Source organism: Streptomyces sp. NBC_00122, assembly GCF_045160845.1.
Taxonomy (GTDB): domain Bacteria; phylum Actinomycetota; class Actinomycetes; order Streptomycetales; family Streptomycetaceae; genus Streptomyces.
This window is the reverse complement of sequence record NZ_CP108192.1, coordinates 210,721-230,581: the sequence shown is the minus strand read 5'-3', so window position 1 is coordinate 230,581 and position 19,861 is coordinate 210,721. Positions and strand designations below refer to the sequence as shown.

Genomic DNA, 19,861 nt, shown 5'->3' with positions numbered 1-19,861 from the left:
GGTCTTCGAGTGATCCTTCAGTGCTCTCGCCGACCATGATCGCGAACTCTGTCATCCCCTGGGCAAACCGCGTCAGCGGTTTGTGGAGAACTCATGGTCAAGCAGGAACGTGCCGCCCGCACGCGTGAAGCCCTGATCCGCGCCGCTGCCGAGATCTTCGCGGAGGAGGGCTTCGTCACCGCCTCCATCGCGACCATCAGCCGGAAGGCGGGGGTCAGCGCGGGAGGGCTGCACTTCCACTTCGGCAGCAAGACGGAGCTGGCCGAGGCCGTCGAGGGCCGCGCGGTGGAAGCCGTACGGCGGATCACCGCGGCCGTGCCGGGCCGTTCCGGCGGCGCCCTGCAACTGCTCATCGACGGGGCGCACAGGCTGGCGGCGCTGCTGGCGCACGACGTCGTCGTGCGGGCCGGGTTCGGTCTGTGTGCGGACTGGCGCCGCGACACCGGCTGCGATCTGCGGCGGATCTGGCAGGGGTGGGTGCAGGACGTGTTCCGCGCCGCGGAGCGGGACAGGCAGCTGGCCGACGGGGTTTCACCCGAGGACGGGGCACTGGCCGTCGTGGCGGCGACCGTGGGCTTCGAGGTGCTGGGCGCCGGCGAGCCCGACTGGGTGTCGCACAGGTCGCTCACCCGCTTCTGGGCGCTGCTGCTGCCGAGGCTCGCCGCACAGCACGTACTCGCAGTGCTGGTGGCCGAGGGATCCGGCACGGGACCGGTGGCCGAGCCGCAGGCAGCCGACGACCACCAATAAGCGGACCGGATGGTCTCTTTTTAGGGGAGTCCGCGCGGCCTTGAGGTCGGCGCGAGGGATGCCTGGCACATTGGGGACCGCTTCCCCGGCGCCCCGGAATGCCGATGAATGCGCAGGTCAGAGCCGATCTGAAGCGACGTCTGCCGACGGGTGCCCGTCCTCTCGAACAGTGAAACAGCGCAACCGGTTTGATATTGACAAACCGTCGGTCCTGTTTTTTACTGACTGCGGCGAGAGTCGATCCCTCAACCCACCGACCAGGCAGGGGAGTACGGCGTGGACATCGATGTACTGGGCGCACTGGCGGTGCGTGAGAACGGAATATCCATCACACCCACCGCTCCCAAGCCGCGCCAGGTCCTGGCGCTGCTGGCCCTTCACGCGGACCAGGTGGTGCCCGTGTCCGCCCTCATCGAGGAACTGTGGGCCGGCGCACCGCCCCGCAGCGCGCGCACCACGCTCCAGACCTACGTACTGCAGCTGCGCGCCCTGATCGCGAACGCCCTGGAACAGGGCGCCCGCGCCGACACCGGATCCGAGAACGGGACCCCCGGCGCCGGACGCGGCCGGCGCACCGCCAAGGACGTGCTGGTCACGCTGCCGGGCGGCTACCTGCTCGACAGCGGCGGCGGCGTCAGTGACGTCCGCGAGTTCGAGCGGCTCTCCGGCATGGGCTACCGGGCGATGGACGCGGGCGACTTCCCGGGCGCGGCCCGCCAGCTGCGCGACGCCCTGTCGCTGTGGTCCGGCCCCGCCTTCGCCGACGTGCACGGCGGCATCCAGCTGGACATGGAGACCAGGCGGCTGGAGGAGACCCGGCTGTGCGCGCTCGACCAGCGCATCGAGGCAGACCTGCGGCTCGGCCGACACCGTGAGCTGCTCGCCGAACTGACCGTGCTCGCGAGCCGGTACCGCACCCACGAGAACCTGCACGGCCAGTTCATGCTCGCGCTGCACCGCTCCGGCCGCCGCAGCGAGGCCCTCGACGTCTACCAGCGGCTGCGCGCCACGCTCGTACGGGAACTGGGCCTGGAGCCGTCGGCCGCACTGCGCCGGCTGCAGCGGTCCATTCTGATGGCAGGCCCCGAGAGCCCGCTGGAGGCGCCGGAGGCCAACGGCGAGCGTCTCGTGCGCGTGGGCTGACATGGGTGCTCTCACGACGACCCAGACCACGCGCCGGCCGCGGGGCCGGGCAACGGGCCGAGGAGGCATGGCGGTGCAGGAGAGGTCGGAGCGGACCCGCCGCAAGCTCGTCCACGCCGGGGCCGACTTGTTCAACCGCAACGGCTACGCGAACGCGACGCTCAGCGGCATCGCCGCGTCGGCCGGCGTGACCAAGGGGGCGCTGTACTTCCACTTCGCCTCCAAGGACGAACTCGCCGATGCCGTCCAGCAATGCGGCTGCGCCCTGCTCCACGCGCACATGCGCACGCTGCGCGAATCCGGGCTCTCCCCCTTGCAGGCGCTGGTCGACACGACGCACTGGCTGGCCCGAGCCCTGCACGAGGAGCCGGCGGTCCCCGCCAGCTTCCGGATCACCAAGGAGTGCACGGGCACGCAGCCGCCCGTCACCGACTTCCACCGCGTCTGGGTCGCGGCGGTCTGCGGTCTGCTGCGCCAGGCCCGGGACTCGGGCGAACTGCGCGAGGGGAGCTCCTGGGAGAGCGTCGAGTCGCTCGTCGCCGCGGCCGCATGCGGGATCGAGGTGATGGCGGGCACCGGGATGCCCTCCGCGGAACTGCGGCGCAGGGTGGCCGCGCTGTGGTCGATGCTCCTGCCGGTCCTCGTCCCCGAGGGCAGGGCGAAGGACTTCCGGACGGCGGCGCCGGACACCGCGTACCCGCGCGAGTTCTCGGCCAGCGCCGTCTGACCCGCGCCACCGACGGTTCGGAGGAGCCACCGATGACGAACGATCGCGCCGAGGTGTTGTCCGACCTCATCGGGGTGCTCGGCGACGTGCTGCGGGTCGACCCGGAGCGGATCGACCCCGAGCAGACCTTCCAGTTCCTCGGCCTCGACTCGCTGCTGACCACGGAGTTCGTGGCCGTGGTCAGCGCCCGCTACGGGATTCGGGTGCCCGCCACCGACCTCTACGACCACCCCACCCCGGCGGCCTTCGCCCGGGAGGTCGCACGGGCGGCCGCGGCGGCCGGAGCCACGGAACCGGGGCACGGACGCGAAACGACCGCCCCGGCCCCCGTCCCCGTCGCCGTCCCCACCGCCGTCCCCGCCGGGGAGATCGTCGAGGTGCTGCGCGAACAGCTCACCGCGATCCTGTGCTGTGACAGCTGGGCCCTCGACACGGCCGCCCCCTTCGCGACGCTCGGGGTGGACTCGCTCCTCGGGGCGGAGTTCGTCGCGGTCGTCAACCGCATCTTCGGCCTGGACGAACGCGCCGTCGTCCTGCACGAGTACCCGAACCTGGACGCGCTCGCGGCGTACGTCGCCCGGCGCAGCGGGGCACGGGCCACGCCCCCGGCCGTACGGGAACTCGAACTGCTGCTGGACGCCCTGCGCGACGGACGGCTCAGCGTCGCCGAGGCGCTCGTGCTGCTGCCGCGCCGGGCACAGGTCTGACGGGAGACGAACCGGGATGGACGAGCGGGAGATCCTGACCCGTTTCAAGGACGGGACCCTGGACCGCAGGCAGGCGGTCGCGCTGCTGACGCCCGCCGTGGCCGCCGCCCCCGCGCTCGCGGGCGGCTCGCCGCAGATGCCCGCACTGCCCTCGGTGCCGTACGCACCGGCCGCGCGGGACCTGGCGGCGGCGCAGGCCCCCGTGGCCGTCGTCGGGATGGCCGGCCGCTTTCCGCAGGCCCCGGACCTCGCGGCGTACTGGCGGCTGCTGTGCACCGGCCGCGGCGCGGCCGCCGCGCCGCCGCCCGGCCGGCCCGGCACGGAGCCCGGCCACTACCTGGAGCGGGTCGCGGACTTCGACGCGGAGTTCTTCGGGCTCGACCCGCGGGAGGCCGCGCTGACCGACCCGCGCGCACGCCTGCTGCTGGAGACGGCCTGGGAGGCGTTCGAGGACGCCGGATGCACCGGCACCCGGCTCGACGCGCTGCGCGCCCCCGACGGCACCGCGCGCGGCGTCGGGGTGTTCGTCGGCGCGGGGGAGGGCGACTGGCCGCTGCTCGCCGCCGAGGCGGGCGTGGAACCGGGCGGCGGGCACTGGGACATGGCCAACAGTGTGTCCCGGGTGCTCGGCCTGACGGGACCCAGCCAGTGCGTGGACACCGCCGAGGCCTCCGTGCCGACGGCGCTGCACCTCGCGCTCGCGGCCCTGGAGCGCGGGGAGTGCGCGGCAGCCCTCGTCGGAGGCGTCCACCTGCTGCTGCACCGGTGGAGCCTGCGGCCCGGGGCGGGCGAGGCGGTGGGGGCGCTACTGCTGAAGCCGCTGGAACGGGCCCTCGCGGACGGCGACACCGTCCACGCCGTCGTGCGCGGCAGCGCCGCCGCGCACGCGGAGTCCGGGATGCTCGGGGCGGCCCTGGAGCGGGCCTCGGTCACCGAGGAGGGCCTCGGCCTGCGCGAGACGGCGGCCTGCGCGCAGCCCTCGGTGGGCCGCAGCGGGCCGGCCACCGGACTGGCGCTGCTCGTGCGCGCCGTCCTCCAGCTGCGCCACGGCGTCCTGGTCCCCGCACCCGGCCGCGCCGTCGCCGAGCCCTGGACGCATCCGGACCCGTCGGAGCCCCGCCGCGCGGTCGCGGGCCTGCGGGGTGCGGGCGGAGTCGACGCCCAGGTGGTGCTGGAGGAGTACCTGCCGGCGCCGTCGCAGTACGACGGCGCCGCGCGCGCGGCCGGACGCGCGGAGCTGGTGGTGCTGTCCGGTCCGACACCACGCCATGTGAAGGCCACCGCACAGCGGTTGGCGGAGTGGCTGCGGGCGGGGTACGAGGTACCGGGCATCGCGGCGGTGGCGCGCGGGCTGCGGGCCGGGCGCGCGGCCATGGACTGCCGGATCGCCGTCGTCGTGCACGGCGCGGAGGAACTGGTACGGGTGCTGGGGGACGCCTCGTGCGTGGACCTGCGCGGCGGGCAGCGGGATCCGATGGGACTCGGCGAGGCCGCCGAGACCGTCGGCTACCTCGCCGCCCTGTGGCACGGCGGCAGACTGGGACAGCTGCGCGACCTGTGGCTGTCCGGGGTGGACGTGGACTGGGCCGCGCTGGAGGCCGTACCCGGCGCGGGGGCCGTCTCGGTGCCCATGCCGCCGTCCGCGCTGCTGCGCACCCCCCTGTGGCTGCCGGCACGGTGAGCGTCAGCCTCTGGTTCTGCCCCGAGGCCGATCTCGCCCCGGGGCTCGCCGCCACCCTCGCCGCGCACTGGCTCGACGCCCACGAGCAGGAGACCGCCACCCGGTTCCACTTCGAACGGGACCGGCGCCGGTACCTCGTGGCGCACACGCTCCTGCGCCGGGTCCTGGCCCTGGAGACCGGAATCCCCGAGGCGGAGGCCGACCTGCGGCGCTCCGCGCACGGACGGCCCTTCCTGCGGCCCCCGGCGGAAGGACTGCCGCGCGGCGGCGGGGCGCTGGACTTCAGCCTGTCCCGCACCCACGCCCACACGCTCGTGGGCGTGGCCCGCGGCCACCGCATCGGCGTGGACGTCGAGCACACGGGCCGCGGCGCGGCCGCCCTGGAGAGCATCGCCGAGGGCTTCGCGCGGGCGGAGCGGGACTGGATCGCCCGCGCGCCCGCCGGGCCTTCGCGCACCCGCCGCGCGCTGCGGCTGTGGACGCTCAGGCAGGCGTACGCGAAAGCGCGCGGCCTCGGCCTCGGCCCGGGCCCGGCCCAGGAGGAGTACGCCTTCACGCGGGCGGACGAAGACGGTCCGCCGGTCCTCACCGTGGCCGGGGACGGCCGGCCGGACCGCTGGCGCTTCCTGGAGTTCGAGCCGGCGGCGGAGACCGTCGCCGCGGTCGCGGTCGAGACCGGCACGCCGGCCGGGGCGGGGTCGCCCGCCGCGGACCTGCGCACCGGATTCCCCTGGGGGCGCGCCACGCCCCGCGTCCTCGCCCTGACCTGAAACACCCCCCGCCTCTCAGCCAGTTCTCGACTTCCCCCGAAAATTCGAGGAGATATCGAGTACCGGTTGAATCGGAGGTGATAACCGGAATGCCGGGCCGACTCCCTGAATTAGGCATTCCGCCGGGTCGGAAGGGGTCCGGAATTCAATGGGTTGGAAGGCCGCTCGACGGCTGCTCAAGGTTTTGGCGGCTATTCCCTGGGTCCCGCTACCGTGCACGAGTCGAAGGCTGGAAATCGACGGGAACTCGACGTTAGTGACGGAGGAGACCATGAAGATTCAGGTTCTGGGTCCGTTGAGTGCCGAGGTCAACGGGGGCTCGATTGTTCCGACCGCCAGGAAGCCGCGCCAGATCCTGGCGCTGCTCGCGCTCTACCCTGGCCGGGTCATGCCCGTACCGACGCTTATGGAAGAAATATGGGGGACGCAGCTTCCGCACAGCGCGCTGACCACCCTCCAGACGTACATACTTCAACTTCGCCGGCGGCTCGGCACGGCCATGGGTCCGGGGGCCCCGGGAAATGCCAAGGAGCTGCTGGCGACCCGCCACGGGGGCTACCTCCTGCAAATGCCGCCGGAGTCCGTGGACGTCCACGAATACGAGCAGCTGGTCGCGAGCGGCCAGAGTGCCTTCGACAAGGGGGACGACGAGACCGCAGCCGTGCTGCTGCGCCGGGCCCTCGGCCTGTGGCAGGGGCACGCGCTGGTCGACGTACGGGTGGGGCCGATCCTGGAGATCGAGGTCATGCGTCTGGAGGAGAGCCGGCTCGTGACCACCGAGCGGCGCATCGACGTGGACCTGCGGCTGGGCCGGCACACCGAACTCCTCGCCGAACTGAAGGAGATGATCGCCCGCCACCCGCAGCACGAGGGGCTGCACTCGCAGGCGATGGTGGCCTTCTACCGCTCGGGCCGCCAGGCCACCGCCCTCGACATCTACCGCAGGCTCCGCGCCCGGCTGATCGAGGAGCTCGGCGTCGAGCCCTCGCCGCAGCTGCAGCGGCTGCACCATGCGATGCTCGCCGTCGACCCGGCCCTGGACGTGCCCGCGGGACCGCGCCGCGGCTCGACCTTCAACCTGTACGCGGCGTAAGGCGCGACAGGCCGACGACGGACCGGATTTCGACACAGAAGGGCATGGGGATGGGCGTACGGGTGCTGTGCTTCGCACACGCGGGGGCCGGGGTCTCGGCCTTCCACCGCTGGCCGAGGCTGGTCGGGCCGGGAGTGGAGACGAAGGCGTGGCTGCTGCCCGGGCGGGACGGGCGGCGCGGCGAGGCACGGGTGACCGACCGGGACGCCCTCCTGGCGGACCTGGCCCCGCTGGTGGAAACGGCCGTACGGGCGGGGGAGCCGTACGTGCTGTACGGCCACAGCCTCGGCGGCATGGTCGCCTACACCCTGGCCCGGCACCTGCACGCGTGCGGGCTGCCGCTGCCCGCCCTGCTCGCGATCGGGGCCCTGCCGCCGCCCGACGCGCCTGCCGCGCTCGCGACCTGCGCGGACCTGCCCGACGCCGAACTGCTCCAAGTCCTGGACACCCTCGACGCGGTGCCGGCCGGAACCGCCCCCGGTGACCTGTGGCACCGATCCGTCTTCCCCGTCCTGCGTGACGACCTCAGGCTCGCCGGAGCGCTGCGCGCCGCGGCCCGGGAACCCGGGGACGCGGGCCCGCTCCCGGTGCCGGTCCTGGCCGTCGCCGGACGCGAGGACACGCTGGGCACCCCCGAGGCACTGGCCGGCTGGGCGCGCTGGACCACCGGCCCGTTCGCCCACCGCACCGTCCCGGGCGGGCACTTCTTCGTACGCGACAAGGCCCTGCCCCGGCTGATCGGGCGGGCCGCGCGTGTCGTGGAGCGGGCGGCGACGCCCGCGCCGGCCGTGGCGCGGGGCCGGTGAGGCGGGCCGTCGTCACCGGCCTGGGCGTGGTCGCGCCGGGCGGGGTCGGTGTGCCGGGCTTCTGGGATCTGCTCACCTCCGGGCGGACCGCCACCCGCGCCCTGACCCGCTTCGACGCCTCCGGGTTCCGCTCCCGGGTCGCCGCCGAGGCCGACTTCGACGAGCTGGGCTGCGGGCTCAGCCTGGCCGAGGCCCTGCGGCTCGACCGCGGTGCCCAGTTCGCGGTGGCGGGAGCCCGGGAGGCTCTGGCCGACAGCGGGCTGGGCGGGCCGGGCGGGCCGCAGGGACTCGACCCGCTGCGCTGCGGGGTCACCCTGGGCAGCGCGCTCGGCTGCGCGAGCTCCCTCGACCGGGAGTTCGCCGCCGCCGCGGGCCGCGCCACCGGCTGCCCTGCGTCGCAGCCGGGGCGGGTGGCGGAGCGGCTGTACGACTACTTCGTGCCCTCCTCCATGGCCGCCGAGGTGGCCCGTACCGTCGGCTCCCAGGGCCCGGTGTCCTTGCTGTCCAGCGGCTGCACCTCGGGCCTGGACGCGATCGGGCACGCCGTCGACCTGATCCGCGAGGGCGGCGCCGACGTGATGGTCGCCGGGGGGAGCGAGGCGCCGATCTCGCCGATGACGCTGGCTTCCTTCGACGCCGTCCGCATCGCCTCCCACCAGCGCAACGAGGATCCGCAGGGCGCCGCCCGGCCCTTCGACCGCACCCGTGACGGGTTCGTCCTGGGCGAGGGCGCGGCCATGCTCGTGGTGGAAGAGCTGGAGCACGCGCGGCGCCGCGGCGCCCACGTGTACGCGGAGATCGCCGGGTTCGGTTCGCGCAGCAGCGCCTACCACATGACCGGGCTGCGGGCCGGCGGCGCCGATCTCGCCGAGGCCGTCCGCGCCGCGCTGGACGAGGCACGCCTGGACCCCGGGGCGGTGGGCCACGTGGCCGCGCACGGCTCGGGGACCCGCAGCGGCGACGTCCACGAGACGGTGGCCCTCAAGCGGGCCCTGGGCGCGCACGCGCACCACGTGCCGGTCAGCGCCGTCGCCTCCATGATCGGGTATTCGCTGGGGGCGCTCGGCGCCCTCGCCGTGGCCGCCTGCCTGCTCGCCGTCGAACACGGCGTGGTGCCGCCGACCGCGAACCTGCACGAGCCCGACCCGGCCTGCGACCTCGACTACACGCCGCTCACCGCGCGCGAGCAGCGCGTGCGGACCGCCCTCACGGTGGGCAGCGGCTTCGGCGGCACGCACAGCGCGCTGGTGGTGACCCGCGTCTGACGCCGGTCGTCCTCAACGCAGGTCGTCGCGGGAGACCACGCGGTGGGCGGTGCGCCAGTGGCCGCGGCGGCGCACCAGCGTGTCCTCCATGACGCACACCCGGTGCACCGTGGGCTCCCCGCCGGTCGGGGTCAAGTACACCAGCGCGTAGGCGCGGGTGTGCACCGTGCCGTCGGGCCGCGGCTGTACGTCGAGCATGCCGAGCCAGTGCCGCAGCCGCTCGCCGGTCCGCCGCGCCGCCTCCTCGTTGTGCCGCACGCAGGCGACCAGCCCGGCCCGCCCGCGCACCGGGTGCGGCAGCGTCGGCACGTCGAAGACGGCCTCCTCGGTGAACGTACCGGCCCACGACTCGGCCAGGAACGAGTCGAAGAGCTGCATCTGGTGCGCGTAGAACTGCTGGATCTCGGCGTACAGCACACCGAACTCGGGCTGCTCGTGGGCGGACCGGTCCGTCGCTTCGGTGGGTGTGGTCATGGTGTACAGCCTCTGCACGGCACATCGAGCACTCTTCGAACCCTCCTCAAGCGCCCGGACCGACCGTAGGGACTCATCCGGTCAGTCCGATCAGGAGGAGCGTGCCGTGCCGAGATTCGCGTACCCTCAGCTGCCCCTGGACGGCCTGCTGCGCCGCGCCGCCGAGCGCGACCCGGACGGCTGCGCCGTGCGCACGGCCTCCGCCGCGGCCACCTTCGCGGAACTCGACGCCCTCACCGACCGGTTCGCCGCGTGCGTCACCCACCTCGCCGGCGGCCCCGGAGCCCGGATCGGCGTGGCGGGCGTCCTCGGCCCGGAGTTCCCCGCCGCGTACTACGGAGCCATGCGCGGCGGCGGTACGGCCGTGCTGGTCAACCCGCTGATCAGGGAGGCGGGGCTGGTGCACGTCTTCACGGCCGCCGCCGTCGAGGTCGCCTTCGTGCCGTCGGCCACCGCCGAGGTGCTCACGAAGCTGCGCGACCGGCTGCCGGCGCTGCGCGCGGTCGTGGTGACCGACGCGGACGACGGCGTGGTGCCCGGGGACTGCGTCCCGCTCGCCGTGGCCCTCGCCGTCCCGTCGGCTGCGGTTCCCGCCGGGCTCACCGGGCCCGGCCCCGATCTCGACGCCGACGCCTGCGTCCAGTTCACGACCGGCACCACCGGGCGGCCCCGCGGGGTCCGGCTCACCCACCGCAACCTGGTCGCCAACGCCGCGCAGACGGCCGCCGCCCACCACCTGGACAGCCGCTCCGTCACCCTCAACCACCTGCCGCTCTACCACACCATGCACCTGAACTCGGCCGTGTTCGCGGGCGCCTGCCAGGTCCTGTGCGCCGACCCCGACCCGCTGGCCTCGCTCGCGCTGGCCGCTCGCAGCGGCGCCACGCACTACTACGGGCTGCCCGCCCGGCTGCAACGGCTGGCCGGGATGCTCGCGGGCACCGGCCCACGGCCCGAGGGCGTGCCCGCCGGGCCCGAGCTGACCGCGGTCCTCTCCGGCGGCACCGCGCTCGCCCCCGCCACGGCCCACGCGCTCTCCTCCCGGCTCGGCGTGCCCGTCATCCAGGGCTACGGGATGGCCGAACTCTCCCCGCTCTCGCACTGCCAGAGCCCCGGCGACGGCGGCCACCGCGGCTCGGTCGGCCGGACCGTGCCCGGCACCGAATGCCGCATCGTGCACCTGGACACCCGCCGCCCGATGGACGTGTACGCCACCGGCGAGGTCCAGGTGCGCGGGCCCCAGCTGATGGCCGGCTACCTGGACGGCCCGGACGGCTCCGGGGCCGGCCCGGACGGCTGGTTCTCCACCGGCGACGTCGGCTACCTCAACGAGGACGGCGAACTGTTCCTGGTGGACCGGCTCGGGGACGTCTTCAAGCACGACAACGAACTCGTCTCGCCCACCGCCGTCGAGAGCGTGCTAGCCGAGGACCCGCGGGTGGCCGACTGCGTGGTCGTCGGCTGGCCCGACCCCGTGCACGGGGCCGTCACCTGGGCCGGGATCGTCCTGCGCGACCCCACCGCACCCGGCCTGCTCGACACCCTCGACTCGATCGTGGACGGCGCCAACCGGCGCCTCGCCCGCTTCGAGCGGATCCGCCGCGTCGAGGTCGTCGACGCCGTGCCCCGCACGCCCGTGGGCAAGCCCGAACGGCGCGCCCTGCGCCAGGCCCTGCGCGGCCGCGCGGCCGCCGAAGCCGCCGTCTGACGCCCGGACATCTGCACCCCGACACCTGCCCCGGCCTTTCCGCCCCTCGACCCCCGGAAGAGAGCGACCACCATGGTGACCTTCGTCGGACGGCAGCCGGTGCCGGACCCGGCCTCGGTGCTCGTCGTGGGCGCGGGCCCCGTCGGCCTGACCGCCGCCCACGAACTGGCCCGCCGCGGAGTGCGCGTACGCCTCGTCGACGCGGCGCCCGGACCCGCCCGCACCAGCCGCGCGGTCGCCGTCCACCCGCGGACCCTCGAGACCTTCGACCAGATGGGAGTGGCCGAACCGGTCCTCGCGAGCGGGCGGCACAACAAGGCCTTCACGATGTACGCCGGCGGGCGGCGCCTGGTGCGGCTGGAGGCCGACTACTCCTCGATGCCCACCCGCTTCCCCTTCACCGTCGTCATCGAGCAGACCCGCACCGAGGAACTGCTGCGCGAGGCCTGCGGCCGGCTCGGCGTCACGGTCGAATGGGACGTGCGGCTGACCGGCTTCAGCCAGGACCCGGGCGGCGTACGGGCCCGCCTGGAGCACGGCGACGGCCGCGCGGAGGAGTACCGGGCGGCCTGGCTGGTCGGCTGCGACGGCGGCCACAGCACCGTGCGCAAGGAGCTCGGGCTGCCGCTGATCGGCGAGTCCAGCGAGACCTGGGAGCTGGCCGACGCCCAGGTGGCCATGGACCTGCCGCCCGACACCATCTACTGGGTGCACACCGGCGGTCAGGCCCTGATGATGGTTCCCTACCAGCGCGAGGGCCACTGGCGGCTGCTCGACACCGCCCCCGTCGCGGGCCCCGGCATCGCGAGCCCCGCCCAGGCGCGCGAGAGCGCCGCCCGCCTCTCGCAGCGGCTCAGCGCGGGACTCGGCCGCGAGGTGCTGGTCGGCGAACCCGAGTGGAGCTCCGTCTTCACCTTCCAGCAGCGCATGGTGCCCGCCATGCACCAGGGCCGGGTCTTCGTGGCGGGCGACGCGGCGCACGTGCACAGCCCGGCCTCCGGCCAGGGCATGAACACCGGCATCCAGGAGGCGTACAACCTCGCCTGGAAGCTCGCCATGGTCGCCCGCGGCCAGGCGGGGCGGCCGCTGCTCGCCACGTACGGGCAGGAGCGGGTGCCCGTCGGCCGCAAGCTGCTCGGCTCCACCCGGCAGGCCACCTTCCTGGTGCAGTTCAAGAACGCGCTGGCCGGGGTGATGCTCCCGGCCGTCTTCTCCGTCGTGCGGGGCGCCCCGCCGCTGCGCCGCGCCATCCAGCGCAAGGTGCTCGGCGGCATGTCCGGGCTGCTGCTGGGCTACCCCGACTCCCCGCTGACCAGCACGGACGGTGGGCTGCGGCAGCCGACCGGTTCGCGCGCCGCCGCGATCGCGGCCGGCCTGCCCGCGGGCCCTGCCGCGACGGCGCTCCACGCCGAACTGCGCGACCCCCGCTGGACGCTGTTGTACGCGCCCGACGGCGACGAGGCGAGCCTGGCCGCCGAGGCCGCCGCCGGCGTGGCCGGGGACTGGCTCTCGGTCCGGGCCGTCGGCGCCCGCCCGGGCACCGCGCCGGCGCCGCTGCCCGACCCGGACGGACTGCTGCGCGACGCGCTGGGCCTCGCCTCCGGCGGCTGGGTGCTCATCCGCCCCGACGGCTATCTGGCCGCGAGCGGCCCCGAGCTGACCGGGCGACGGCTGGAGCGGGCCCTGTCCGTGCTCGGCCCGGTGCTTCTCCAGCGCTCCTCCGTCGGCTCCCCAGCGCCTGCCGACACGGTCGAGGCAACCACCCGAGTCCTGGAGGGACGACGATGACGGCGACGACTGAACAGACGGTGCCCGCCACTTCCGTGGCACTGGTCACGGGCGCGACCAGCGGGATCGGCCTGGCCGTGGCCCGGGACCTGGGCCGGCGCGGCCACAAGGTGTTCATCTGCGCCCGCACCGAGACGGCCGTCAAGCAGGCCGTCGAGGACCTGCGGGAAGAGGGCCTGGAGGTCGAGGGCAAGGCGGCCGACGTGCGGAACAAGGAGGACGTCGTCGCGCTCGTCGCGGCGGCCGTCGAGACCTTCGGCCCCATCGGCATCCTGGTCAACAACGCCGGGCGCAGCGGCGGCGGCCGGACCGCCGAACTCTCCGACGAGCTGTGGCACGAGGTCATCGACACCAACCTCAACAGCGTGTTCCTGGTGACCCGCGAGGTGCTCCGCAACGGCGGGATCGGCGAGGGCCCGTACGGCCGCATCATCAACATCGCCTCCACCGCGGGCAAGCAGGGCGTGGTGCTCGCCGCGCCGTACACGGCCTCCAAGCACGCCGTCGTCGGCTTCACCAAGTCGCTCGGCAAGGAGCTCGCGACGACCGGGACCACCGTCAACGCGGTCTGCCCGGGGTACGTCGAGACGCCGATGGCCGCCCGGGTGCGCGCCGCGTACGCCAACGTGTGGGACAAGTCCGTGGACGAGGTGCTGGAGGAGTTCGAGGCGAAGATCCCGCTGGGCCGCTACTCGACCCCGGAGGAGGTCGCCGGTCTCGTCGGCTACCTGACCACGCCGTTCGCGGCCTCGATCACGGCCCAGGCGCTGAACGTCTGCGGCGGTCTGGGGAACTTCTGATGACGTCCCTGGCACCGGAGACCGGGCGCGTCCACCGCACGGTCCACACGACCGAGGTCGCCGCCCCCGCGGGCGTGGTCTACGGGCTGATCGCGGACGCGGCGAAGTGGCCGCTGTACTTCCCGCCCAACGTCCACGTGGAGCGGCTCGCCTTCGACGGCGTGCACGAGCACCTGGCGGTGTGGGCCACGGCCAACGGCGAGGCGAAGTCCTGGACCTCGCGCCGCCGACTGGACGCGGCCGCCCGGCGGATCGAGTTCCGCCAGGAGATACCCGCGGCCCCGCTGTCGGCGATGGCCGGCACCTGGATCGTGGAGCCGCTGGGCGCCGCGCGCTCGAAGCTGACCCTGCTGCACGAGTTCTCGGTGGCCGGCGACCGGGCCGAGGACGTGGAGTGGGTGAACCGGGCCACCGACACCAACAGCCGGGCCGAACTGGGCAACCTCGCCCGGCTCGGGGAACGCTGGGGGCAGCTGGACGCCCTGGTGATGTCCTTCGAGGACACCGTGCACATCGCCGCGCCCCCGGAGGCGGTCTACGCCTTCCTGGAACGGGTCGGCGACTGGCCGCGGCTGCTGCCGCACGTCTCGCGGCTCGACGTGACCGAGCGGGGGGCGGTGCAGGTGATGTCGATGGACACCCTGACGGCGGACGGGTCCGCGCACACCACCGAATCGGTGCGGGTCTGCTTCCCCGGGTCCGGCCGCATCGTCTACAAGCAGACGCGCACCCCGGCCCTGATGGAGGCCCACACCGGCTCCTGGACGGTGACCGGGGACGAGCACGGGACCACCGCCATCTCGCAGCACCGGGTGGTGGTGCGCGAGGAGGCCATCACCCGCGTGCTGGGGGAGGGCGCCGACCTGCGCTCGGCCCGCGACTACATCCGTACGGCGCTGGGGCGCAACAGCACCGCCACGCTCACGTACGCCAAGCGGCACGCGGAGAGCCTCGCCGCGCCGCCGCGCTGACGGTCCGGCCCACGGACCGGGACACGCATCGGGACACGGATCGGGCCGGGGCGGCGGCTCCAGCAGGCCTCCAGCGCGGTCGTCGAGGCTCGGGAGGAGCGTCAGCGGAAACTACTCGTGGGGGCAAGGCGATGAGACGTGTGGTCATCACCGGCATCGGGGTCGTCGCCCCGGGGAAGCCCGGGACCAAGGAGTTCTGGTCCCTGCTGACCTCCGGGCGGACCGCCACCCGTGCCATCACGCTCCTCGACCCCGCGCCGTACCGCTCCCGGGTCGCCGCCGAGGCGGACTTCGACCCGCTGGAGCACGGGCTGGGCCCCGCCGAAGCCGAACGCCTGGACCGCGCCGCTCAGTTCGCCGTCGTCAGCGCCCGCGAGGCGCTGGCCGACAGCGGGCTGGCGGGATCCTTCGACCCCGCCCGGTGCGGGGTCACCCTGGGCAGCGCGCTCGGCTGCACCACCGCCCTGGAGCGCGAGTACGCCGTCATCAGCGACCGGGGCGGACGGTGGCTGGTCGACCACGGCCGGGCCGCCCGGCACCTGTACGACTACTTCGTGCCGTCCTCGATGGCGGCCGAGGTCGCCCGCACCGCCGGGGCCCAGGGGCCCGTCTCCCTGGTGTCCACCGGCTGCACCTCCGGTCTGGACGCGATCGGGCACGCCGTCGACCTGGTCCGCGAGGGCAGCGCCGACGCCATGGTCACGGGCGCCGGCGAGGCGCCGATCTCGCCCATCAGCCTGGCCTGCTTCGACGCGATCAAGGCGACCACCCCGCGCAACGACGATCCGGCCAGTGCCTCGCGCCCCTTCGACCGCACCCGCAACGGGTTCGTACTCGGCGAGGGCGCGGCCGTCCTGGTCATCGAGGAGTTCGAGCACGCCCGGCGGCGCGGCGCGCACGTCTACGCCGAGATCTCCGGCTTCGCCTCGCGCAGCAACGCCTACCACATGACGGGGCTGCGGGCCGACGGAGCGGAGATGGCCGAGGCCATCCGCGCCGCGCTCGACGAGGCGCGGCTGGACCCCGGCGCGGTCGACTACATCAACGCGCACGGCTCCGGCACCAAGCAGAACGACCGGCACGAGACCGAGGCGTTCAAGAAGAGCCTGGGTGCCCGCGCCCACGAGGTGCCCGTCAGCTCGATCAAGTCGATGATCGGCCACTCCCTCGGCGCCGTCGGCGCCCTGGAGGTGGCGGCCTGCGCGCTCACCATCGAGCACGGCGTGGTGCCGCCGACCGCCAACCTGCACGAGCCCGACCCGGCCTGCGACCTCGACTACACCCCGCTCACCGCCCGCGAACAGCGCACGGACACCGCCCTGACGGTCGGCAGCGGTTTCGGCGGCTTCCAGAGCGCCATGATCCTCACCCGTCCGAGCCTGAAGGCAGCAGCCGCATGAACGCCGTCGCAGCCCCCGCATCCCCCGCAGACACCGACACCGCCGCGGCCCCCGTGACCACCGCCGTCTTCACCGGGATCGGGGTGGCGGCCCCGGGCGGGCTCGGCACCGAGACCTGGTGGGCCGCCGTGCTCCGCGGCGAGAGCGGCATCGGGCCCGTCACCCGCTTCGACGCCTCCCCCTACCCGGCCGGGCTGGCCGGTGAGGTGCCCGGCTTCGTCGACGAGGACCACGTCTCCAGCCGCCTGCTGCCGCAGACCGACCGGGTGACCCGGCTGTCGCTGGCCGCCGCCCAGGAGGCCCTCGACGACGCGGGCGCCGACGCCCGGGAACTGCCCGCCTACGGGGCGGGCGTGGTCACCGCGAACTCCTCCGGCGGATTCGAGTTCGGCCACCGCGAACTGCAGGCCCTGTGGAGCCAGGGCCCGCAGCACGTCAGCGCGTACCAGTCCTTCGCCTGGTTCTACGCCGTCAACAGCGGCCAGATCTCCATCAAGCACGGGCTGCGCGGCGCCTCGGGCGTCGTCGTCTCCGAACAGGCCGGCGGTCTCGACGCGGTGGCGCACGCCCGCCGCCAGCTCCGCAAGGGCGCACAGCTCGTGGTGACCGGCGGCCTCGACTCGGCCCTGTGTCCCTGGGGCTGGGCCGCGCACCTCGCCGGCGGCTCCATGACCACCGTCGACGACCCGGCCAGGGCCTACCTGCCGTTCGCCGAGGACGCCTCGGGCCATGTGGTGGGGGAGGGCGGGGCCCTGCTCGTCCTGGAGGACGCGCGGAGCGCGGAGCGCCGCGGGGCCCACGTGTACGGGAGCCTGGCCGGGCACGCGGCCACCTTCGACGCCTCGCCGGAGCGGCCGCGGCTGGCCGACGCCGCGCGCCTGGCGCTCGCCGACGCCGGGCTGGAACCGGCCGACGTCGACCTCGTGTTCGCCGACGCCGCCGGGGAGCGGGCAGCCGACCGGGCCGAGGCCGAGGCCATCGCCTCCGTGTTCGGACCGTACGGGGTGCCGGTGACCGCGCCCAAGAGCATGGCCGGGCGGCTGTCCGCGGGCGGCGCCGCACTCGACCTGGCGGCGGCCCTGCTCGCCCTGCGCGACCAGGTGATCCCGCCGACCACCGGCACCGAGCGGCCCGCCGCCGACTGCCCCGTGGACCTGGTCACCACCGCCCCGCGCACGGGCGTGGCGCTGCGCACCGTCCTGGTACTCGCGCGGGGCCGGGGCGGCTTCAACGCTGCGGCCGTCGTCCGGGCCGCCTGACACCACCACCGACACAGAGGAGAGACGTCCATGGGACAGGAGCAGATCGAACTGGCGGACCTGGTCAGGCTGGTGCGCGAGTGCGCGGGCCAGGCCGAGGGGACCGACCTCGACGGCGACATCCTGGACTGCGATTTCGGGGACCTCGGCTACGACTCGCTGGCCCTGCTGGAGATCACCGGCCGGGTCGAGCGCGATTACGCGGTCATGCTCGACGAGGAGGAGCTCGACGAGGCCTACACCCCGCGCCGCTACCTCGACATGGTCAACCGGGCGCTGTCCGCCTCCCGGGCCGCGGTCTGACATGGACGTGCGGGCCATGCGCGGAACGGAGGTACGGGAGAGCGACGTGTGCGTCGTCGGCGCGGGCCCCGCGGGCCTCGCCCTGACCCTCATGCTGCTGCGCTCGGGGGTGCGCACCACGCTGGTCGAGCGGGCCACCGCCTTCCGCCGGGACTTCCACGGCGAGATCCTGCAGCCCGGAGGGCAGCGCGTCCTCGACGACCTCGGGGTGCTGGCACCGGCCCGGCGCCGCGGCTCGCGCGTCCTGGACGGGTTCCAGGTCGTCCAGGACGAGCGGCGGCTGCTGCTCGACATCGACTACCGGCGCCTGCCCGCCCCGTACGACCACCTGCTGGCCCTGCCGCAGCCCTTCCTGCTCGGCGAACTCCTCGATGCCTGCCGTGCGCTGCCCGGGTTCACGTACCTGGAGGGCCACCGGCTCGCGTCGCTCGTCGAGAAGCGCCCCGGCGCCCCGGTCACCGGAGTGGTCACGCGCGGACCCGACCACGCTCCCACCGAGGTCCGCGCCCGCGTGGTCGTCGGCGCAGACGGGCGGTACTCCAAGACCCGCGCGCTCGCCGGTATCGCCGCCGGGCGCTCGGAGGCCTTCGCCCAGGACGCGGTGTGGTTCTCGCTGCACGCGCCCGGGCGCACGACGGGCAGGGTCAGGGTGCACCGGGCCGGCGGCAGCGTCGTGCTCGTCCACGAGTCCCATCCCGACCGGCTGCGGGTGGGCTGGACCCTGCCGCACGGCAGCTGGCGGGACGTCGTCGCGCGGGGCATGACCGACGTACGCCGGGAACTGACCCGGACGCTCCCGCAGTTCGCCGATCTGCTGCACGAACAGCTGTCCTCGCCGGCCCAGCTGACCCTGCTCGACGTGTTCGCCTCGCACGCCGAGGACTGGGCCCGCGACGGCCTCGTCCTGCTCGGGGACGCCGCGCACACGCACGGGCCCGTCGGCGCCCAGGGCGTCAACCTGGCCCTTCAGGACGCCGCCGCCCTGCATCCCGTCCTGGTCGACGCGCTGAACGCGGGCCAGGTCTCCCGGGAGCGGCTCGCCCCCTACCAGCGGCGGCGCTCGCCCGTCGCGCAGGCGGTGCACCGGATGCAGCGGGTCCAGACCGGCGCGGTGTTCGGCGCGGGCGGCGGCCCGCTCGCGGACTTCGCGCGCACCTGGGCGGCCGCGGCCGTCGGCCGCACCCCGGTCGGCGCCCGGATCGCCCGCAGGGTCGCCCACGGCACCGATCCGCTCGGGGTCCGGACCGACCTGTTCACCGTCCGCCCCGCTGCCGCGAAGGTCTAAGCGGCCGCTTAGGCGGGCGGCTGTCTGTCCGTCTGTCTGTCAGCGGTCCGGGTCTGGCGTGGCAGCGCTGTCCGTGGTCGTTCCGGGTTTCGTGTGGAGGATGTCGCGCGCCTGGTCCGCGGCGCGGATGGTGCTCTCGGCGACGAAGTCGAGGAAGCGGGCGACGTTCTCGAGGCGGGTGGCGGCCGGGGTGCCGGGGCCGAGGACGTCGACGCCCTGCCGTGCGGTGTCGACGAGTTGGGCGATGCCGCGGGCGCTGGCCAGCATCGACTGGTACCAGACGTCGGCGTCGACGACGTAGCGCTCGCGGCGGCGTTCGTCGCGTTCCCGGCGGATGAGGCCCTGGCTCTCCAGGAACGTGATCGCTTTGGAGACGGACGCCGGGCTGACCTGGAGGCGCTGGACGAGTTCGGACGCGGTGAGGCTGCCCGAGTCGGTGGTGAAGAGGCAGGCCAGCACCCGGGACATCATCTTGGGCGCGCCCGTTTGTGTGACGACGGTGGTGAACACCTCCTCGTACTCGCGCACGGCCTCGGCGTCGCGCCCGTGGGCCTGCGGGGCCGCCTCCGACTCCCGGGATACGGCCTGCCGGCGGTGGGCGCGGCGTTCGGTGGCGCGGTGGGCGAGGTCGGCGCGGTAGACGGTGGGGCCGCCGTTGCGCATCACCTCGCGCGTGATGGTCGAGGTGGGGCGGTCGAGGCGTCTGGCGATCTCCGCGTAGGCGAGGCCGTCGGCCAGTCCCAGCGCGATCTGCTGACGTTCCTGCTGGGTGAGTCTGCCTCCCGGCATCGCGGTCTCCTTCGTGGTCCTTGGTGTCTCCAGTATAGCGTTCACCTTCAATTCATTGCAACGAATGGGGTGGGGTTTGTTGCGTTAGGCGTTAGACCGTTGCAACGATTTCCTGGCCTTCACCTGCGGTAATGGCATTTCT

Annotated in this window: 19 protein-coding genes; 17 read left to right on the top strand and 2 right to left on the bottom strand. The window is 74.3% G+C overall.

From position 1 onward, the window contains the following. Positions 1 to 93 precede the first annotated feature (93 nt). The 9 genes from OG737_RS34975 to OG737_RS34935 all read left to right on the top strand — a co-directional run bounded on the left by OG737_RS34975 (position 94) and on the right by OG737_RS34935 (position 8,942). Positions 94 to 750, top strand: a complete 657-nt coding sequence (locus tag OG737_RS34975) for a ScbR family autoregulator-binding transcription factor (protein WP_328930745.1) — start codon at positions 94 to 96, stop codon at positions 748 to 750. Positions 751 to 1,026: 276 nt separating this feature from the next. After that, entirely contained in the window at positions 1,027 to 1,893 is an 867-nt protein-coding gene (locus tag OG737_RS34970; RefSeq protein WP_328930744.1) for an AfsR/SARP family transcriptional regulator, read from the top strand. Positions 1,894 to 1,960: 67 nt separating this feature from the next. After that, the gene (locus tag OG737_RS34965) at positions 1,961 to 2,620 is read left to right on the top strand and encodes a ScbR family autoregulator-binding transcription factor (RefSeq protein WP_328930743.1); all 660 of its coding nucleotides are present in this window, start codon (positions 1,961 to 1,963) and stop codon (positions 2,618 to 2,620) included. Positions 2,621 to 2,652: 32 nt separating this feature from the next. Continuing rightward, on the top strand, positions 2,653 to 3,327 hold the full coding sequence (locus tag OG737_RS34960) for a phosphopantetheine-binding protein (protein ID WP_328930742.1): 675 nt from the start codon (positions 2,653 to 2,655) through the stop codon (positions 3,325 to 3,327). A gap of 16 nt (positions 3,328 to 3,343) precedes the next feature. Continuing rightward, positions 3,344 to 5,008: a polyketide synthase gene (locus OG737_RS34955; RefSeq protein ID WP_331723536.1), complete on the top strand. Its 1,665-nt coding sequence runs from the start codon at positions 3,344 to 3,346 to the stop codon at positions 5,006 to 5,008. Then, entirely contained in the window at positions 5,005 to 5,778 is a 774-nt protein-coding gene (locus OG737_RS34950; RefSeq protein WP_328930740.1) for a 4'-phosphopantetheinyl transferase superfamily protein, read from the top strand. Before OG737_RS34955 ends, OG737_RS34950 begins: the two co-directional genes overlap by 4 nt. A gap of 271 nt (positions 5,779 to 6,049) precedes the next feature. Then, positions 6,050 to 6,871, top strand: coding sequence for an AfsR/SARP family transcriptional regulator (locus OG737_RS34945; RefSeq protein ID WP_328930739.1), 822 nt, complete (start codon positions 6,050 to 6,052; stop codon positions 6,869 to 6,871). 44 nt (positions 6,872 to 6,915) lie between these two features. Further along, positions 6,916 to 7,677 carry an alpha/beta fold hydrolase gene (locus OG737_RS34940; RefSeq protein ID WP_328930738.1) on the top strand — a complete coding sequence of 254 codons (762 nt, stop codon included), beginning with the start codon at positions 6,916 to 6,918 and terminating at the stop codon, positions 7,675 to 7,677. Next, positions 7,674 to 8,942 (top strand): beta-ketoacyl-[acyl-carrier-protein] synthase family protein, encoded by a 1,269-nt coding sequence (locus OG737_RS34935; protein ID WP_328930737.1) that lies wholly within the window; start codon positions 7,674 to 7,676, stop codon positions 8,940 to 8,942. The genes OG737_RS34940 and OG737_RS34935 overlap by 4 nt, the downstream gene beginning before the upstream one ends. Before the next feature lie 12 nt (positions 8,943 to 8,954). On the opposite strand, the gene OG737_RS34930 is transcribed toward OG737_RS34935, so the two are convergent. Further along, a complete protein-coding gene (locus OG737_RS34930) occupies positions 8,955 to 9,416 on the bottom strand; it encodes a nuclear transport factor 2 family protein (protein ID WP_331723535.1) in 462 nt (153 codons plus the stop codon). Between the two features lie 106 nt (positions 9,417 to 9,522). On the opposite strand from OG737_RS34930, the gene OG737_RS34925 reads away from it, so the two are divergent. From OG737_RS34925 to OG737_RS34890, 8 genes are all read left to right on the top strand, one after another. Continuing rightward, positions 9,523 to 11,124: a class I adenylate-forming enzyme family protein gene (locus OG737_RS34925; RefSeq protein ID WP_331723534.1), complete on the top strand. Its 1,602-nt coding sequence runs from the start codon at positions 9,523 to 9,525 to the stop codon at positions 11,122 to 11,124. Positions 11,125 to 11,196: 72 nt separating this feature from the next. After that, complete coding sequence (locus OG737_RS34920; protein WP_331723533.1) at positions 11,197 to 12,912, top strand: FAD-dependent oxidoreductase; 1,716 nt, start codon at positions 11,197 to 11,199, stop codon at positions 12,910 to 12,912. Then, positions 12,909 to 13,712, top strand: a complete 804-nt coding sequence (locus OG737_RS34915; protein WP_331723532.1) for an SDR family NAD(P)-dependent oxidoreductase — start codon at positions 12,909 to 12,911, stop codon at positions 13,710 to 13,712. Before OG737_RS34920 ends, OG737_RS34915 begins: the two co-directional genes overlap by 4 nt. Continuing rightward, positions 13,712 to 14,683, top strand: a complete 972-nt coding sequence (locus OG737_RS34910) for an aromatase/cyclase (protein ID WP_328930732.1) — start codon at positions 13,712 to 13,714, stop codon at positions 14,681 to 14,683. The genes OG737_RS34915 and OG737_RS34910 overlap by 1 nt, the downstream gene beginning before the upstream one ends. 131 nt (positions 14,684 to 14,814) lie before the next feature. Continuing rightward, positions 14,815 to 16,083 (top strand): beta-ketoacyl-[acyl-carrier-protein] synthase family protein, encoded by a 1,269-nt coding sequence (locus tag OG737_RS34905; protein ID WP_328930731.1) that lies wholly within the window; start codon positions 14,815 to 14,817, stop codon positions 16,081 to 16,083. After that, the gene (locus OG737_RS34900; RefSeq protein ID WP_328930730.1) at positions 16,080 to 17,342 is read left to right on the top strand and encodes a ketosynthase chain-length factor; all 1,263 of its coding nucleotides are present in this window, start codon (positions 16,080 to 16,082) and stop codon (positions 17,340 to 17,342) included. Before OG737_RS34905 ends, OG737_RS34900 begins: the two co-directional genes overlap by 4 nt. A 30-nt stretch (positions 17,343 to 17,372) precedes the next feature. Then, a complete protein-coding gene (locus tag OG737_RS34895) occupies positions 17,373 to 17,645 on the top strand; it encodes an acyl carrier protein (protein ID WP_328930729.1) in 273 nt (90 codons plus the stop codon). Positions 17,646 to 17,661: 16 nt separating this feature from the next. Then, positions 17,662 to 18,930 carry an FAD-dependent monooxygenase gene (locus tag OG737_RS34890; protein ID WP_331723531.1) on the top strand — a complete coding sequence of 423 codons (1,269 nt, stop codon included), beginning with the start codon at positions 17,662 to 17,664 and terminating at the stop codon, positions 18,928 to 18,930. A gap of 39 nt (positions 18,931 to 18,969) precedes the next feature. Here the strand turns inward: OG737_RS34890 and OG737_RS34885 are convergent, their stop codons facing one another. Then, the gene (locus OG737_RS34885) at positions 18,970 to 19,719 is read right to left on the bottom strand and encodes a helix-turn-helix domain-containing protein (protein WP_328930727.1); all 750 of its coding nucleotides are present in this window, start codon (positions 19,717 to 19,719) and stop codon (positions 18,970 to 18,972) included. Positions 19,720 to 19,861: the final 142 nt, after the last annotated feature.